Raw genomic sequence first — 15,764 nt, forward strand, 5'->3', positions numbered from 1 at the left:
GCGGTCGCTATCCTTCTATTCTGCGCTGTCTTTTGGTTGCGGCGTTTCCGCCGTCTCTATCGCTTCTATCCACTGGCGGCGGGCGCGCTGCGCATTGGCGTACACCGCCTCGATGGCCGCGCCGTCGGCGGCGGCCAGGCGCGCGCGCAGCGCCGTCAGTTGCGCCATGTAGGCGTCGAGCTCGACCAGCAGCGCGGCCTGATTGGCCAGGCTGATGTCGCGCCACATTTCAGGCGACGAACCGGCGATCCTTGTGAAATCGCGGAAGCCGCTGGCAGCATATTGGAACAGTAGGTCCGCATGCGGTTTGTTGGCGATGTCGTCCACCAGCGCATAGGCCAGCAGGTGCGGCAGATGGCTGACGGCGGCGAACACCTTGTCGTGTTGTTCCGGCGTGAGCCGGTGGATGATGGCGCCGCAGGCCAGCCAGGCCGCCGCCACCCGCTCCACGTCGCCGGAGGTGTTCTCGTCCAGCGGCGTGAGCACGGTCTTCTTGCCGATGTAGAGGTCGACGATGGCCGCGTCCGGGCCGTTGGTCTCGCGCCCGGCGATCGGATGGCCGGGCACGAACTGGGCCACCTTGGCGCCCAGCGCGCGGCGCGCGGCCGCCACCACATCGCTTTTGGTGCTGCCGGCGTCCGTCACCACGGTGCCTGGCTGCAGGTGCGGCGCCAGCGCGGCCAGGATGGCTTCCGTCTGCGCCACGGGCGCGGCCAGCAGCACCAGGTCGGCGTCGCGCATGGCCTCGGCCATGTCGCCGCCCACCACGTCGATGATGCCCAGCTCGCGCGCGCGCGCCAGCGAGGCGGCCGAGCGCCCCATGCCCACCACGGTGCGCACCGCGCCCGCGTGCTTGAGCGCGCGCGCGAACGAGCCGCCGATCAGGCCAACGCCGAAGATGACGATCTTGTTCAGCACGGCGTCATCCGGCCAGGGCCTTGGTCAGCGCCGCGATCAGCACCGCGTTCTCCTGCGGCAGGCCGATCGAGATGCGCAGCCATTGCGGCAGGCCGTAGTTGCCCACCGGGCGCACGATCACGCCCTGCTTGAGCAAGGCCAGGTTGATGCGCGCGCCGGCGCCGGCATCGTCGCCCACCTTGACCAGCACGAAGTTGCCGTAGGACGGCACGTACTCCAGGCCCATCTGCTCGAACGCCTCCACGAACTGCTGGTAGCCGGCCGTGTTGTTGGCCGCGCTCTGGGCCAGGAAGGCCTTGTCGTTCAGGGCCGCGATGGCCGCCGCCTGCGCCATCGAGTTCACGTTGAATGGCTGGCGGATGCGGTTCATCAGGTCCGTCAGCGCCGGCTGGGCGATGGCGAAACCGACCCGCAGGCCGGCCAGGCCGTAGGCCTTGGAGAAGGTGCGCGACACCAGCAGATTGGGATACTTCTTGACCCACTCGGCCGATTCGAACTGGTTTTCAGGCGCCAGGAATTCGTTGTAGGCCTCGTCCAGCACCACCACCACGTGGGCCGGCACCTTGGCCAGGAAGGCTTCGATCTCGGCGGCCGGGATGAAGGTGCCGGTCGGGTTGTTCGGGTTGGCGATGAACACCAGACGGGTGTCGTCCTCGATGGCGGCCAGCATCGCCTGCAGGTCATGGCCGTAGGCCTTGGCCGGCACCACGATGTGGCGCGCGCCCACGCCCTGGGTGGCCAGCGCGTACACGGCGAACGAGTACTGCGAGTAAACGACCGACTGGCCGCGCTCGACGAAGGCGTGGGCGGCGATTTCCAGGATGTCGTTGCTGCCGTTGCCCAGCGTGATCCAGTCGGCCGGCACGTCGTAGCGCTTGGACAGCGCCGCCTTCAGATCGAAGCCATTGGCGTCCGGATAACGGCCCAGTTCCATCGCCGCCGCCGTCATCGCCTGCTTGGCCGATTCCGGCACGCCGAACGGGTTCTCGTTGGAGGCCAGCTTGACGATGTTGGCCTCGTCGAGCCCGAACTCGCGCGCCACTTCCGCGATCGGCTTGCCAGCCTGGTAGGGAGCGATGGCGCGAACGTATTCTGGACCGTAATTCTTGGACATAATGCTCTTCAAATGTAAGGGTTAGGAAAGACTGACCGGGTAGGAACCCAGCACCTTGAAGAAGGCCGCGTTGTCCTTCAGCTCGGCCAGCGCTTTGGCGACGGCGTCGTTGTGGACATGGCCTTCGATATCGACATAGAAATAATACTCCCACGTGCCCACGCGCGCCGGACGCGACTCGAAGCGCGTCATCGACACGCCGTGCTTGGCCAGCGGCGCCAGCAACTGGTACACGGCGCCGGCCTTGTTGGGCACGGCCAGCACGATCGAGGTCTGGTCCTTGCCCGACGGGTTGGTCTGCAACTTGCCGACCACCGCGAAGCGGGTGCGGTTGTGCGGATCGTCCTGGATGTGGCCCTTGACCACGCCCAGCTTGTACTGCTCGCCCGCCATTTCGCTGGCGATGGCGGCGATGGTGGCGTCGTCGCTGGCCATGCGCGCCGCCTCCGCGTTGGAGGCCACGGCGCGCCGCTCGATGTTGGGGTAGTTCAGGTTCAGCCACACCTGGCACTGGGCCAAGGCCTGCGAATGGGCGCAGATGGTCTGCACGCCATCCATGTTGCCGGTCTTGGTCATCAGGCTGTGGTGCACGGCGATCGACACTTCACCGCTGATGATCAGGCTCGTTTGCAGCATCAGGTCCAGCGTGCGGTTGATGGCGCCCTCGGACGAATTCTCGACCGGCACCACGCCGAAATCGGCCGTGCCGGCCTCGGTGGCGCGGAACACCTCGTCGATCGAGGCGCACGGCAAGCCTTCCACGGCGCTGCCGAACTGCTGGTACACGGCCTGCTCGCTGAAGGTGCCGGACGGGCCCAGGAAGGCCACCGTGACGCGCTTTTCCAGCGCGCGGCAAGCCGACATGATTTCGCGGAAGATGGTCTGCACCTCATGGTTGCCCATGGGGCCGGGATTGCGCTCGGCCACGCCGCGCAGCACTTGCGCCTCGCGCTCGGGGCGGAACACGGGCGCCTTGGTTTCGGCCTTCACGTGGCCCACTTCCTGCGCCACCCTGGCGCGGCGGTTGAGCAGGTCGAGGATCTGCGCGTCGATGGCGTCGATCTGCTCGCGCAGCGGTTTAAGTTTGTCTGTCATGGTCTGCATCAGTGCCAAATAATTGTCAGTCGTGCGAGATGCGGGGTGCGCCGGCCCGGCGCACTGGCCCTTAGCGGCCCGCGAACTCGTTCAGATAATCGACCAGGGCTTGCACACCCTCGATTGGCATCGCGTTGTAGATCGATGCGCGCATACCGCCGACGGACTTGTGGCCCTTCAGTTGCAGCAGGCCGCGCGCTTTTGCGCCGGCCAGGAAAGCTTCATTCTTGCTCTCGTCCTTCAGGAAGAACGGGACGTTCATGCGCGAGCGGTTTTCAGGCGCCACGCGGTTGCTATAGAAATCGTCGGCGTCCAGCGCGCCGTACAGCAGCGCCGCCTTGGCCTTGGCGCGCCGTTCCATCTCGGCCACGCCGCCCTGCTGCTTCAGCCACTGGAACACCAGGCCGGCGATGTAGATGCCGTAGGTGGGCGGCGTGTTGTACATCGACTCGTTGTCGGCCACCAGCTTGAAGTCGAACGCGGACGGGCAGATCGGCAGCGCCTTGCCCAGCAGGTCTTCGCGCACGATGACGATGGTCACGCCGGCCGGGCCGATGTTCTTCTGGGCGCCGGCGAAGATCAGGCCGTACTTGGACACGTCGATCCGGCGCGACAGGATGTGCGACGACATGTCGGCCACCAGCAGCGTGCCGGCGCAGTCGCCCGTCAACGGCTGGGGCGAGCCATGGTCGAAGTCGAATTCGACGCCGTCGATGGTCTCGTTGGTGCAGATGTGCAGGTAGGCCGCGCCGGGCGTGAGCTTCCACTCGGACTGCGGCGGCACGCGCGTGAAGCGCTCGGTCTGCGACGAGGCGGCCACGTTGACGGTGGCGTACTTGGCCGCCTCCTTGATCGATTTGCCTGACCACGAGCCGGTGTGGACGAAGTCGATCGTGGCTGGCTGCGGCTTGTGGCCGACCAGGTTCATGGGAACGATGGCGTTCTGGGACAGGCCGCCGCCTTGCAGGAACAGGATCTTGTAGTTATCCGGCACCGCCAGCAGCTCGCGCAGGTCGCGCTCGGCCGCCTTGTAGATCGACATGAATTCCGGCCCGCGGTGGCTCATCTCCATGACGGACATGCCGCTGCCATGCCAGTCCAGCATTTCGGCGGCGGCCTGCGCCAGCACTTCCTTCGGCAGCACGGCGGGGCCGGCGGAGAAGTTGTAGATGTGAGTCACGTTACGGTCCTTGGGTCAAAAAAGAGCAAAAACTAGAACAGCGCGGGCGGCGAACCGGCGCGCCATTGACAAAACAAAAACGGGGTCGGTGTTATTGTCGCATTAATCCGCGCCACGAACACCGACCCCGTCCGCCCCGGCCAGACCGGCACCGGGACACACTCATCTGCCGGCCTTATTCAGGCTGCGCATCCTCCGGCTTGGCGTCCGGGCCCGGCTCCAGCTCCACCTCGTCGATGTCGGTCTCGACCACGCGCTGCAGGCCGGACAGGCGGGTGCCGTCCTCCACGGCGATCAGGGTCACGCCCTGGGTGGCGCGGCCCATCTCGCGGATCTCCGACACGCGGGTGCGGATCAGCACACCGCCCGTGGTGATCAGCATGATCTCGTCGGACGAATCGACCAGGGTCGCCGCCACCACCTTGCCGTTGCGCTCGGAGGTCTGGATCGCGATCATGCCCTTGGTGCCACGGCCATGGCGCGTGTACTCGGTGATCGGGGTGCGCTTGCCGTAGCCGTTCTCGGTGGCCGTCAGCACGGACTGCTCCTCGTTCTCGGCCACCAGCAGCGCGATCACGGTCTGCCCCTCCTCCAGGTTCATGCCGCGCACGCCGCGCGCGTTGCGGCCCATCGGACGCACGTCGTTCTCGTCGAAGCGCACAGCCTTGCCGGCGTCCGAGAACAGCATCACGTCGTGGGCGCCGTCGGTCAGCGCGGCGCCGATCAGGAAGTCGCCCTCGTCCAGGTCGACGGCGATGATGCCGGCCTTGCGCGGGTTGCTGAAGTCCTTCAGCGGCGTCTTCTTCACGGTGCCCAGGCTGGTGGACATGAACACGTAATGGTCTTCCGGGAAGGTCCGGTTATCGCCCGACAGCGGCAGGATGACGGTGATCTTCTCGTTGTCGGCCAGCGGGAACATGTTGACGATCGGCTTGCCGCGCGAGTTGCGCGAGCCTTGCGGCACTTCCCACACCTTGAGCCAGTACATGCGGCCACGGTTGGAGAAGCACAGGATGTAATCGTGCGTGTTGGCGATGAACAGCTGGTCGATCCAGTCTTCCTCTTTGGTCGCCATGGCCTGCTTGCCGCGACCGCCGCGCTTCTGGGCGCGGTATTCGGTGATCGGCTGGGCCTTCATGTAGCCGGTGTGCGACAACGTCACCACCATGTCCTGCGGCGTGATCAGGTCTTCCGTGCCGAGGTCGGTGGCGTTGTGCTCGATGGTCGAGCGGCGCACATCCTTGTTGCCTTCGCCGTATTCGTTCTTGGCCAGCGTCATCTCGTCGGTGATGATGGTGGTCACGCGGGCCGGCTTGGCCAGGATGTCGAGCAGGTCGGCGATTTCGGCCATCACGTCGCGGTATTCGTTGACGATCTTGTCCTGCTCCAGACCGGTCAGGCGTTGCAGGCGCATCTGCAGGATTTCCTGGGCCTGCTCGTCCGACAGCTTGTACAGGCCGTCGGCCTGCATGCCGTAATGCTTGGGCAGATGCTCGGGACGGAAGGCGTCGATGCCGCCCACCGTGTCGCCCTCGCCCGTGCGGGCCAGCATCTCGCGCACCAGCGACGAATCCCAGGCGCGCGTCATCAGCTCGCTCTTGGCGATCGGCGGCGTGGGCGCGGCCTTGATGATGGCGATGAAGTCGTCGATGTTGGCCAGCGCCACGGCCAGACCTTCCAGCACGTGACCGCGCTCGCGCGCCTTGCGCAGCTCGAACACGGTGCGGCGCGTGACCACTTCGCGCCGGTGCGACAGGAAGCACTGCAGCATCTGCTTGAGGTTCAGCAGGCGCGGCTGGCCGTCCACCAGGGCCACCATGTTCATGCCGAAGGTGTCCTGCAACTGGGTCTGCTTGTACAGGTTGTTGAGCACCACTTCCGGCACTTCGCCGCGTTTCAGCTCGATCACCACGCGCATGCCCGACTTGTCGGACTCGTCGCGGATGTCGGAGATGCCTTCGAGCTTCTTGTCGCGCACGTTCTCGGCGATGCGCTCGAGCAGCGACTTCTTGTTGACCTGGTAGGGCAGCTCGTCGACGATGATGGCGGTGCGCCCGCCATCCTTGCCGTATTCCTCGTAGTGGGTCTTGGCGCGCATGACGACGCGGCCGCGGCCCGTGCGGTAGCCGTCGCGCACGCCCGACACGCCGTAGATGATGCCGGCGGTGGGGAAGTCGGGCGCGGGGATGATCTCGATCAGCTCGTCGATCGTGCAGTCCGGGTTGCGCAGCACGTGCAGCGCGCCGTCGATCACCTCGGTCAGGTTGTGCGGCGGGATGTTGGTGGCCATGCCCACCGCGATGCCGGACGAACCGTTGATCAGCAGGTTGGGAATCTTGGTCGGCAGGACGGTCGGTTCCTTTTCCTTGCCGTCGTAGTTGGGCTGGAAGTCGACCGTATCCTTGTCGATGTCGGCCAGGATCTCGCCGGCGATCTTGTCGAGGCGGCACTCGGTGTAACGCATGGCCGCCGCGCTATCGCCGTCGACCGAACCGAAGTTGCCCTGGCCGTCGACCAGCATGTAGCGCATCGAGAAGTCCTGCGCCATGCGCACCAGCGTGTCGTAGATCGAAGCGTCGCCGTGCGGGTGGTACTTACCCATCGTGTCGCCCACCACGCGGGCGCATTTGACGTAGGGACGGTTCCACACGTTGTTCATTTCGTGCATCGCGTACAAGACCCGGCGGTGCACCGGCTTGAGGCCGTCGCGCACGTCCGGCAAGGCGCGGCCGACGATCACGCTCATGGCGTAATCGAGGTAGCTCTTGCGCATCTCTTCTTCGAGGGAAATTGGGATTGTTTCTTTTGCGAATTGATCCATTGGCGGGTCGTTCGATCTTTGACTATGGTTGACTTATCTTTTAAGCAATTTTACCGCGCGTGCCGTCCGCGCCCCGGGCGCGTCCGGTAGGACGCTGGAGGAACGGACAAGCGTACGATTTTAACATGCGCGCCACCCCGTCAGCGCAATTCCGCCGCGCCGCCCCGCGCGCGGCGTGGGCACGCCTTGATCGCACGCTCTTGCACCAACGCAAGGATCGAGCACAAAATGTCATGCGTATGACACAAACATCAATTATTATTGCTGCCAGTGTTGCAACAAAACAACATTTTGGTCGGAATCGGCAATCGTTTGAATTGCGCCAAAAAGCGTGCGGAAACCGGCTGTGGCAAAATGGACGAGAAGTCAATTGCTTGAATCACAAGCGAAAAACAGGCGCGCGCGCCCCGCGTGGTAGAATTCGGGCCACGCATTAACTCATCGCGCAGTTTTTACGCGGATATCACCCCCGAAAGGAAGAAAAATATGAAGAAACTTATGTCGATTCTGGCTGTGTCGGCCGTCTTTGCTGGCTCGGCGATCGCCCAGACCCCAACCACCCCACCTTTCGCGCCTGTCACCCAGGACATCAAGGCCGCCACCCCGAAAAGCGCCTACGTCCAGGATGCACGCGGTGTGATCGCCCGTGACCCGTTCGGCCTGTGCTGGCGCACCGGCTACTGGACCCCGGCCGACGCCGTGCCAGGTTGCGACCTGCCGATCTGCGTCGAGCCAGAGAAGCTGGAAAACGGCAAGTGCGTAGCACCGCCGGCACCAGCACCAGCCGCTCCGGCCCCAGCTCCGGCTCCCGCACCAGCCCCTGCTCCAGCTCCTGTGCCGACCGCGCAGAAGGTGAGCTTCGCCGCTGACGCCTTCTTCGACTTCGACAAGGCCGTGCTGAAGCCAGAAGGCAAAGCCAAGCTGGACGACCTGACCTCCAAGCTGGGCAGCATCAACCTGGAAGTGATCATCGCCGTCGGCCACACCGACTCCGTGGGCACCGATGCTTACAACCAGAAGCTGTCGATCCGCCGCGCTGAAGCCGTCAAGGCCTACATCATCTCGAAGGGCGTGGAAGCGAACCGCGTCTACACCGAAGGCAAGGGCGAGAAGCAACCTGTTGCGGACAACAAGACCGCAGCCGGCCGCGCCAAGAACCGTCGCGTGGAAATCGAAGTGGTTGGCACCAGCAAGTAATTGCCGTGCCCGACGTCCGCGGCCCGCCGCGGACGCCCACCTGAACCCCGCCGCGGCGGGGTTTTTTTACGTCCATGCTGTAAAATCCCGGTATTGTCCCTACGAAGCCGCCCATGAACGCCGATCCTTTAGAACTGCAAAAATTCAGTGACCTGGCCCACCGCTGGTGGGACCCAACGTCCGAGTTCCGTCCCCTGCACGAAATCAACCCGCTGCGCCTGGAATGGATCAACGCGCGCGCCCCGCTGGCGGGCAAGCGCGTGATCGACATCGGCTGCGGCGGCGGCATCCTGGCCGAATCGATGGCCCGCAAAGGCGCCAATGTGACCGGCATCGACCTGTCGGAAAAGGCGCTCAAGGTGGCCGACCTGCACAGCCTGGAATCGGGCGTGCAGGTGCGCTACAAGCTGATCGCGGCCGAGGACATGGCGGCCCAGGAGGGCGGCCAGTACGACGTGGTGACGTGCATGGAGATGCTGGAGCACGTGCCCGATCCGGGCGCCATCGTGCGCGCCGCCGCCAGCCTGGTCAAACCGGGCGGCCACGTGTTCTTCTCCACGCTGAACCGCAACCCCAAGTCCTACCTGTTCGCCGTGATCGGCGCCGAATACCTGCTGCGCATGCTGCCCAAGGGCACGCACGACTACGCCAAGTTCATCACGCCGGCCGAGCTGTCGCAATACGTGCGCAGCGCCGGGCTCGACGTGCAGGGCTTGAAGGGCATGGGCTACAATCCGCTGAGCAAGATCTATTCGCTCAACGACGACACCAGCGTCAATTACCTGATGGCCACCAGCCGTCCCCTGTAACCGCCTTTTGTCACATCATCCGTTCCCGCCCACCATGAGCCTGGCCCTCCCCCGCAGCGCCCCGCGCGCCATCCTGTTCGACCTGGACGGCACGCTGGCCGACACCGCCCCCGACCTGGCCGCCGCCGTCAACCAGCTGCGCCACGCGCGGGGCCTGGCGCCGACCGCCTACGAACTGCTGCGCCCCACGGCCTCGGCCGGCGCGCGCGGCATGATAGGCGCCGCCTTCGGCCTGCAACCGCACGACGAGGGCTTCGCCGTGCTGCGCGAAGGCTTTTTCGACAATTACGAGGCCGCCATCGCCGTGCACAGCACGCTGTTTCCCGGCGTGCGGGAACTGCTGGACGGCATCGCCGAGGCCGGACTGGCATGGGGCATCGTCACCAACAAACCGGCCCGCTTCACGGATCCGCTGCTGCCGCTGATCGGCCTGGGCCAGGCCGGCTGCGTCGTCTCGGGCGACACCACGCCGCACGCCAAGCCCCACCCCGCCCCGCTGCTGGAAGCGGCCGCCCGGCTGGGTCTGGCGCCCGAGCAGTGCTGGTACGTGGGCGACGACCTGCGCGACATCCAGGCCGGCCAGGCGGCCGCCATGCTGACCATCGCCTGCGGCTGGGGTTACTGCGGCGCCACGGAACCGCAAAGCTGGCAGGCCGACTACCTGCTCGACACCCCGCACGCCCTGCTGGCCCTGCTGCGCCAGACGCTGGCCGCCGTCCCCGCCCTGGCCGCCTGAACGAAGACGCTTGCGCCAGCGCAAGCGTCGATCGAGCAAGTCCTCCACAATCTAAGTGGGCGAAGTTTCTTGTATAGACGAGCGAACTACGTATAATCTCAAGTTGACTGACGGAATTATTTTTTTCCACAAGGCAACGCCAAACACCCGCGTCCGACCGGAAAGAGGAGCAGTCACCCGAACCCTGTTTCCTTTCAGGAGCATGCATCATGCATCACACCGATCTGGTTGCCCCATCCCCGCAGCCTGTCATGCCCAGCGCCGGCCAGATCGCCGGCGGCGGCCCCCAGCGCTGGCAAGTGCGCATCACGGACGGCAAATTCCACTGGTACGACCTGCTGGCCGGCTTCCCCGACAAGCCGGACTTCCGCGAACCGATAGGACGCTACCTGCGGCGCATGCAATTCGACCTGGAGGCGGCCAACGAGCGGCCGCTGCTGTACTGCGTGGTGACCCGTCCCCGCATGCGCTACGACCCCGCGCGCGCCACCCAGTGGGGCTTCTTCTCGCTGAAACTGACGGTGCCGCTGCTGTCGGGCGCCAACGCCACGCGCGACAGCGTGACCGTGGATTTGAAGGCGCCGTTCGGCGCCACCGTGAAGAAACCCAGCGTGATCCTGACCGAGAACTTCCTCAGCCTGAACTGGGGCGGCGTGATCGAAGTGCTGTCGGTGCACGACCTGCTGATGCAATACGTCCACGACCGCAAGATAGCGAGCCAGGTGATCCACGTGGGCCAGACCCTGGACCCGGAAGGCCGGCTGGCCAAGGGCCGGCTGCCCGTCGTGCAGCGGCTGCGCCAGCAGCACAGCGAGCACAGCGACACGCTGCTGCTGGTGCTGCAAGCCGAGGTCACCGCCACCAGCCCCGACGGCGACCCGGCCGACCTGCCCGAGAACCAGTTGCCGGAGGCGGCCGCCGCGCTGGCCCGCATCCGCGCGGACGTGGTGGAGGCGGCGCTGATCTGTTACTTCGAGGGCCCCACCCCGGCCGGCCGCTACGGCGAGGAAAAGGAACGCCGCCGCAACCGCCTGCAGGAGGTGCAGCAGGCATGGGACCTGGAGACACTGGAAGTGAGCCTGGAACTGGAAGAAGGCGGCAGCTACCGCTACCTCGCGTCCGACCACGTGGCCGTGGCCCGCCGCCACCTGTTCCGCTGCAAGCTCGACGATGGCAGCGTCAGCGTCGCCAAACTGCCGCTGCCGCCACCCGCCTGAGCGGCCGCCGCTGTGGCGGCGCGGCGACGGAAAATTTCAATTTCGACACATTCCCACCAATTCTCACTTGCCTCATGGCAATGTGAAAAATGGCGTACTATACTGGGTCTAGTTTTTCCCAAGCCCAGGAGTGCGCCGCGCCATGACCAGCGATTATCCGGATCCCGAGCCGATCGAGGATATTCCCGAACCGTACGAAGACTTGCTGCCCAACGTGCCGCAGCGCACGGTGGCCGTGCAGAACTGGAACGTCACCGTGTCGGACGCCAAGTTCCACTGGTACGATCTGGTGGCCGGCTTCCCGGCCGTGCCCGACATCCGCGACCCGGTGGGCCGCTACCTGCGCCGCATGCAGTTCGACCTCGAAGCGACGATGGAAAAGCGGCTGCTGTACCTGGTGGTGAGCCGCCCGCTGGTGCGTTTCGACACCAACCGCACTCCGAGCTGGGGCTTCTTCTCGCTCAAGCTGACGGTGCCGCTGCTGGTGGGCGCCGAGCAAAAGCGCGACAGCGTCACGCTGGAACTGGAAGTCCCGTTCGCCGCCACCATGAAAAAGCCGGTGGTGACGGTGCAGGACCGATTCATCATCCTCAACTGGGGCGGGCTGGTGGAGGCCATGTCCATCCACGACGTGCTGCAACACCATGACAACGGCCTCAAATTCGTCAGCCGCGTGCATTACGTGGGCCAGACCAAGGACACCTCGGGCCGCCTGGCCAAGGGGCGGCTGACAGCGCTGCAGAAAATCCAGCAGAACAACAGCGAGCACAGCGACACCCTGCTGCTGGTGCAGCGGCTCAATTTCGAGATCGACTCGGCGCAAGGCGACCCCGCCCTGCTGCCGGCCAACCAGAACGCGGTGGCAGCCGACTCGCTGCTGAAGGACAGGATGGACCTGGCCGAATGCGCCGTGATCAAGTATTTCGAAGGCGACGTGATGCGCGGGCGCAAGGACCACGAGCTGGCCGTGCGGCGCGCGCGCATGGTGGAAGTGCAAGCGGCGCACAATGTGAACGACATCATGATCGACCTGACCTCGCCCGAATCCGAGGGCGACCGCTATTACGACCTGGCGTCGGACTACGCACCGGTTTCGCGCGGCCACCGCATGCGTTGCCATCTGATCAATGGCGAGATCGCGCTGACGCCGCTGCCGCCCGAGCGTAAAAGTTGATGATGAGCAGCCGTGCGGCGCGCCGGGAATTGGAGTAGAATGGTAGTTCTGTGGGGACGACCTGGTTTCGACGTGGGTTGCAAAGCAGCGCAGGGCATACCGAGGGCTGGTTACCTCGTAAATACACCCAGAAAAAACTTAACTGCAAACGATAACTCGTACGCACTGGCAGCCTAAGGGCTGTTAGCTCCTAAACGCTTCTTCCCTGGGGCGGACCGTCAAAAGTCATGGAGTCATTTACAGGGAATCGTGTCTTGCCGGGTCACTTGGCAAAACACTAAATAATAGGTGACTCGCCTGTCCGTAGCGTGCGCGTCCGCGCCGTACAGGTTAAATTAATTGGCAGCGCTAAGTATGTAGAACTGTCTGTAGAGTGCTTGCGGACGCGGGTTCGATTCCCGCCGTCTCCACCACAAATCCGATAAGCCGTTGATTCGTCAACGGCTTTTCTTTTTTGCCTGTCCGGTTTGGCTTGGAACCCCAAGTCAGCACCCCAAGTCGGGCAAAAAATGGCGATCAAACTACCCTCACACCTTCACCGCAGCAGATCAGGTATCTTGCACTTCCGCATTGCAATCCCACCAGACCTCCGCCATCATTTCGCCTCTCGCGAAATTTACCGTAGTCTTAGAACACCCAACGTCCGTGATGCGGCGCATGTCGCCCAGGCGCTCACAGCGGCCTTCAAACGCGGGTTCGAGAGGCTGCGACAGGACATCATGCCCTATCAGAACAAAGCGCATCAAACCGCCCCGGCCGAGATCGACGTCGGCCTGACCCTTGAAATCAACTTTGATGAATTCCTGCGCCCTCAGAGTGCCAGGCTCCAAACCGAGCCGCATGACACACCGGAGGCGATTCGGTCAGCTGTAGAAGCCCTGGCTACTGCTGGCGCACCAGCACGTGCGCCGCGCGCCACAAGTGGTGCAACACAAGTGCTGTCGGCATACGTGGACGCCTATTTAGACAGTTTCCCCAGGGATCAAAGACCCAATGATAAGTCGCTGCTGGCCTACCGTGCCGCCATCAATACCTTCATCAAGATCGTCGGCGACAAGCCGCTCCACGACCTAGCAATCAAAGACCAAAACAGGTTCGAGGACGTAATCGTCAAATTGCCTGTCAACAGCACAAAAGTGGTTGCAGCGCGCGGCCTGTCGATCGACGACATGTTGCTACTGGGCCTGGAGCCGATCAGTTTGCAAAATGCGAAGAATATCGCACGACGGACCAACATGTTCTTGGCCTGGGCCTTCCGACGTGAGGGCAGCAAGCCGCCGTTTCAATTGTTGGACACCGTCAGGGTGGGTAAGAAGCTGAAGTCGACCAAGAAGCGGCGTGCGTTCACCGATGACGAGTTGCGAATGGTGTTTAATCCTGCGACGCTCGGGAAAAGCACCCAGGCCAGCCCCTACATGTTCTGGCTCCCTCTAATCGGGGCGCACACGGGTATGCGGATCAACGAAATTGCGCAACTTCTCTTGTCTGATCTTGTGGTTATCGATGGAGTCTCTTGCTTCAACGTGACGGACAGCCCTGATCCAGACGAGGAACCGGAAGAGGCCGCGAGAGCGAAGACCATCAAGACTGAAGCAGGAAGGCGCATTGTTCCGGTTCATGCGCGCCTTGTTGACTTGGGCCTCCTGGCCTACGCAGATGCGCTCACCTCGGCGGGCCACAGCCGCCTCTTCCCTGATCTGGTGGGTGGTCGTGACGGCCCAGGTCAACCCGCCTCCAAGCAGTTCGGCCGCTACTGCGACCGAATCAAGCTGACCGATTCGGAATTGGTGTTCCACAGCTTCCGGCACGGCGCTGTCGGTCGTATGCGCTCAGCAAAAATAGCGAAGGAGTTGCGCATGGTCGTTGTCGGCCACAGCGCAGCGGAGGATACACACGATGACTACGGCGACATCCAGAACGACTACAGCGTGCATGACAAGCACAGCGCCATCGCTTCGCTGGACTTCGATGGCGTTATTGACTATGCGGCATTGGTGCAGCGTACTCCCTCATTGGCGGCGCTAGAACATGCTCTTGCTGCCAGGTCGAAACGCAAGTAGGCCAATTCGGGGCATAGCGCCAGCATGACTGCTGGCGCAGGTTGTTAAACACGAAAAAAATGCCTCCTTAGGAGGCATAAAAATTCCATAAGGAATTTTTTGTAAAACGACAAGATGCAAGCGAAACCATCTTTCAATTCTTGGGCCAGGACAACATCGCAGGTTGTTCGACCATCACTGGCGTCGTCGTGATTGATACCATTCGCTGATCATCAAGTTCGTGCGGAATAAATTGGGCGCGAATGCCACTGTATTTGTTGAATTCATCCGCGATAGCTTGCATAAACACGTCACGAAGAGTGGCTTTTTGAAAATCTTGCTTAATTTGCCACGACCACCACGGAACTTGGACTTCAAAATTCCGATCCGCATACGTTCCGATCACATCACCGTTTGTGTCCCGCAAATTGTAGTCGCCGATGTGCATTGAACCATAATGATCATCTTGGCGACGTGCACGTTCATTCCAAAGCCACTGAACGCGAGATTGAATCAAAGCTATTTCTTGGGGTGTTAGCAAAATGACCTCCTGAAAAAAATACAAAAAATAGTGAAATCATTTGAAATATTATGAGTATCGATGAAAAACTGCAAGAAATTTTCAAAGGTTAATTTTTTGCAAGCTCGACCATAGGTGCAGCGTGCTGGTGGGTTAAGACAGTTGGCTAGCACTGATAAGAAGCAAAGTAACGTCGGCGTCGGCGGGTGCCGACGCTGGCTGCCTGGGGATCAAGCTGCCCATTCTTGAATCCGGCTTACAGCCTTCGCTGTCCATTTGCCGCCTCGAATCGTCGGCACTCCCATCTGGTTCAGGTGGGCAGCAATAGCGTTCAAGCTCATGCCTTCGCGCAGGTTCCCCAAGTGACCTATCATCTTTCTGGAGAATTCGACAGAAGCGAGTTCCCGAGCCGCGCGGCCCTTTGCCTGAGCGTCCGTCAGATTCGTTTGGTTGCCCAATATGACGCCGGAGGCCTTCTTTATCGCCAGTGCCGCCTTGGTGCGCTCGGAGATGAGGCGACGCTCCTTCTCCGCCAGTGACGCATACAGGTGCAACACGAACGGGTCAACATCAGCGCCAAGCTCCGCGACGATGAACGGCACCCGGCGAGCCATCAGGCCCGAGATAAAGGCGACATCACGGCTCAGGCGGTCCAGCTTTGCCACAATGACCGGGCAACCAAGGCGGCGCGCAGCGTCAAGTGCACTGGCAAGACCAGCGCGATCATCCACGGCCAGCTTGCCGCTGGCGACGTCTACGAAGCCGTCAACGATCTCAAACCCCTCGGTGGCACAGAACCGCTCAAGCGTCGCCAATTGGCCGTCCAGGCCCAGGCCACTCTTGCCTTGCTCGGAGGTACTGACGCGACGGTAGATGATTGCCTTTTTCATATTTCCCCCCTTGCTGTGTCATAGGTATATGACCGTTTACCTATGACACAGTAT

14 protein-coding genes, 1 other RNA gene and 1 pseudogene are annotated in these 15,764 nt (G+C 62.9%); 9 read left to right on the plus strand and 7 right to left on the minus strand.

Annotated features, from left to right (window positions below):
- Positions 1 to 15: 15 nt before the first annotated feature.
- The 5 genes from AC1RQG_RS06495 to gyrA all read right to left on the minus strand — a co-directional run bounded on the left by AC1RQG_RS06495 (position 16) and on the right by gyrA (position 7,128).
- The gene (locus AC1RQG_RS06495) at positions 16 to 918 is read right to left on the minus strand and encodes a prephenate dehydrogenase (RefSeq protein ID WP_493129510.1); all 903 of its coding nucleotides are present in this window, start codon (positions 916 to 918) and stop codon (positions 16 to 18) included.
- Positions 919 to 922: 4 nt separating this feature from the next.
- Positions 923 to 2,032: a histidinol-phosphate transaminase gene (hisC, locus tag AC1RQG_RS06500; RefSeq protein ID WP_493129512.1), complete on the minus strand. Its 1,110-nt coding sequence runs from the start codon at positions 2,030 to 2,032 to the stop codon at positions 923 to 925.
- A gap of 21 nt (positions 2,033 to 2,053) precedes the next feature.
- Complete coding sequence (pheA, locus tag AC1RQG_RS06505) at positions 2,054 to 3,127, minus strand: prephenate dehydratase (protein WP_493129514.1); 1,074 nt, start codon at positions 3,125 to 3,127, stop codon at positions 2,054 to 2,056.
- A gap of 70 nt (positions 3,128 to 3,197) precedes the next feature.
- Positions 3,198 to 4,307, minus strand: coding sequence for a 3-phosphoserine/phosphohydroxythreonine transaminase (gene serC, locus AC1RQG_RS06510; RefSeq protein ID WP_493129516.1), 1,110 nt, complete (start codon positions 4,305 to 4,307; stop codon positions 3,198 to 3,200).
- A 175-nt stretch (positions 4,308 to 4,482) separates the two neighbouring features.
- Positions 4,483 to 7,128 (minus strand): DNA gyrase subunit A, encoded by a 2,646-nt coding sequence (gene gyrA, locus AC1RQG_RS06515; protein ID WP_493129518.1) that lies wholly within the window; start codon positions 7,126 to 7,128, stop codon positions 4,483 to 4,485.
- A 125-nt stretch (positions 7,129 to 7,253) separates the two neighbouring features.
- On the opposite strand from gyrA, the gene AC1RQG_RS06520 reads away from it, so the two are divergent.
- The 9 genes and pseudogenes from AC1RQG_RS06520 (at position 7,254) to AC1RQG_RS06560 (ending at position 14,321) form a co-directional block, all read left to right on the plus strand.
- Entirely contained in the window at positions 7,254 to 7,565 is a 312-nt protein-coding gene (locus tag AC1RQG_RS06520; RefSeq protein WP_493129520.1) for a hypothetical protein, read from the plus strand.
- 49 nt (positions 7,566 to 7,614) lie between these two features.
- Positions 7,615 to 8,325, plus strand: coding sequence for an outer membrane protein OmpA (gene ompA / locus AC1RQG_RS06525; protein WP_493129522.1), 711 nt, complete (start codon positions 7,615 to 7,617; stop codon positions 8,323 to 8,325).
- A 113-nt stretch (positions 8,326 to 8,438) separates the two neighbouring features.
- Positions 8,439 to 9,134: a bifunctional 2-polyprenyl-6-hydroxyphenol methylase/3-demethylubiquinol 3-O-methyltransferase UbiG gene (gene ubiG / locus AC1RQG_RS06530; RefSeq protein ID WP_493129524.1), complete on the plus strand. Its 696-nt coding sequence runs from the start codon at positions 8,439 to 8,441 to the stop codon at positions 9,132 to 9,134.
- A gap of 34 nt (positions 9,135 to 9,168) precedes the next feature.
- Positions 9,169 to 9,870: an HAD family hydrolase gene (locus tag AC1RQG_RS06535; protein WP_493129526.1), complete on the plus strand. Its 702-nt coding sequence runs from the start codon at positions 9,169 to 9,171 to the stop codon at positions 9,868 to 9,870.
- Positions 9,871 to 10,079: 209 nt separating this feature from the next.
- Complete coding sequence (locus AC1RQG_RS06540) at positions 10,080 to 11,087, plus strand: hypothetical protein (RefSeq protein ID WP_493129528.1); 1,008 nt, start codon at positions 10,080 to 10,082, stop codon at positions 11,085 to 11,087.
- 142 nt (positions 11,088 to 11,229) lie between these two features.
- Positions 11,230 to 12,261: a hypothetical protein gene (locus AC1RQG_RS06545; RefSeq protein WP_493129530.1), complete on the plus strand. Its 1,032-nt coding sequence runs from the start codon at positions 11,230 to 11,232 to the stop codon at positions 12,259 to 12,261.
- 52 nt (positions 12,262 to 12,313) lie between these two features.
- Positions 12,314 to 12,674, plus strand: a transfer-messenger RNA (tmRNA) gene (gene ssrA / locus AC1RQG_RS06550).
- A gap of 96 nt (positions 12,675 to 12,770) precedes the next feature.
- Positions 12,771 to 12,962, plus strand: a pseudogene (locus AC1RQG_RS06555) (DUF6538 domain-containing protein); the annotation flags it as partial.
- Between the two features lie 18 nt (positions 12,963 to 12,980).
- The gene (locus tag AC1RQG_RS06560) at positions 12,981 to 14,321 is read left to right on the plus strand and encodes a site-specific integrase (RefSeq protein ID WP_493130042.1); all 1,341 of its coding nucleotides are present in this window, start codon (positions 12,981 to 12,983) and stop codon (positions 14,319 to 14,321) included.
- A gap of 133 nt (positions 14,322 to 14,454) precedes the next feature.
- Here the strand turns inward: AC1RQG_RS06560 and AC1RQG_RS06565 are convergent, their stop codons facing one another.
- Positions 14,455 to 14,841 carry a hypothetical protein gene (locus AC1RQG_RS06565; protein WP_493129532.1) on the minus strand — a complete coding sequence of 129 codons (387 nt, stop codon included), beginning with the start codon at positions 14,839 to 14,841 and terminating at the stop codon, positions 14,455 to 14,457.
- Between the two features lie 209 nt (positions 14,842 to 15,050).
- Positions 15,051 to 15,710 carry a recombinase family protein gene (locus AC1RQG_RS06570; RefSeq protein ID WP_493129534.1) on the minus strand — a complete coding sequence of 220 codons (660 nt, stop codon included), beginning with the start codon at positions 15,708 to 15,710 and terminating at the stop codon, positions 15,051 to 15,053.
- Positions 15,711 to 15,764: the final 54 nt, after the last annotated feature.

Source organism: Rugamonas sp. GW822-FHT03B10, assembly GCF_058801745.1.

Bases quoted from the DNA above. Each gene is read 5' to 3' on its own strand.
- AC1RQG_RS06560 (WP_493130042.1), top strand. From the start codon at position 12,981: ATGCCCTATCAGAACAAAGCGCATCAAACCGCCCCGGCCGAGATCGAC.
- AC1RQG_RS06540 (WP_493129528.1), top strand. From the start codon at position 10,080: ATGCATCACACCGATCTGGTTGCCCCATCCCCGCAGCCTGTCATGCCC.
- AC1RQG_RS06570 (WP_493129534.1), bottom strand. From the start codon at position 15,710: ATGAAAAAGGCAATCATCTACCGTCGCGTCAGTACCTCCGAGCAAGGC.
- hisC (WP_493129512.1), bottom strand. From the start codon at position 2,032: ATGTCCAAGAATTACGGTCCAGAATACGTTCGCGCCATCGCTCCCTAC.
- gyrA (WP_493129518.1), bottom strand. From the start codon at position 7,128: ATGGATCAATTCGCAAAAGAAACAATCCCAATTTCCCTCGAAGAAGAG.
- ubiG (WP_493129524.1), top strand. From the start codon at position 8,439: ATGAACGCCGATCCTTTAGAACTGCAAAAATTCAGTGACCTGGCCCAC.
- AC1RQG_RS06520 (WP_493129520.1), top strand. From the start codon at position 7,254: ATGCGCGCCACCCCGTCAGCGCAATTCCGCCGCGCCGCCCCGCGCGCG.
- AC1RQG_RS06535 (WP_493129526.1), top strand. From the start codon at position 9,169: ATGAGCCTGGCCCTCCCCCGCAGCGCCCCGCGCGCCATCCTGTTCGAC.
- ompA (WP_493129522.1), top strand. From the start codon at position 7,615: ATGAAGAAACTTATGTCGATTCTGGCTGTGTCGGCCGTCTTTGCTGGC.
- AC1RQG_RS06545 (WP_493129530.1), top strand. From the start codon at position 11,230: ATGACCAGCGATTATCCGGATCCCGAGCCGATCGAGGATATTCCCGAA.
- pheA (WP_493129514.1), bottom strand. From the start codon at position 3,127: ATGACAGACAAACTTAAACCGCTGCGCGAGCAGATCGACGCCATCGAC.